Annotated in this window: 1 protein-coding gene; it reads right to left on the bottom strand. The window is 65.2% G+C overall.

The genetic code is table 11. From position 1 onward, the window contains the following. Nucleotides 1–371 (bottom strand): contractile injection system protein, VgrG/Pvc8 family (locus ACTJKT_RS31245; protein ID WP_440790417.1); only part of this gene is annotated, 371 nt, incomplete at both ends.

The following is a 371-nucleotide window of genomic DNA, read 5'->3' as shown; positions in this document are numbered from 1 at the left end:
CAGTGGATTTCTTCGCCCTTGGGCCCGGTGACCACCGCGGTCTGGCTGCCCAGCACCCGCGGTTTCGGGTGGTTCAGGGCCGGACGGTAGAACACTTCCCAGGGCGTGGCGAGAAAGCGGTTGCGATAGCCCTGGTGGAAGTCATCCTTGTTGTCGGTGGTGTCGCTGGTCACCGACTCTTCCAGCACCTGTGGCTGCTTGCCTTCGTGGACGATGTGGGTCAGCAGCCAGAGGTCGTTCCACTCGCTGCGCGGGTGCTCGGACAGTTTCAGGAAATGGCCGCTGACCAGCCGTGTCTGGTCGCCCCAGCCTTCGGCCTGCTGGTAGTCGGCGCGGTGGCGTTCGAGGGCGCGCTGGCTGAGGAACTTGCC

It is taken from the genome of Pseudomonas sp. 22526 (assembly GCF_052044735.1).
GTDB lineage: Bacteria > Pseudomonadota > Gammaproteobacteria > Pseudomonadales > Pseudomonadaceae > Aquipseudomonas > Aquipseudomonas piscium.
Note: the sequence above shows the minus strand (reverse complement) of the source record. Positions and strands in the feature narration are given on the sequence as shown.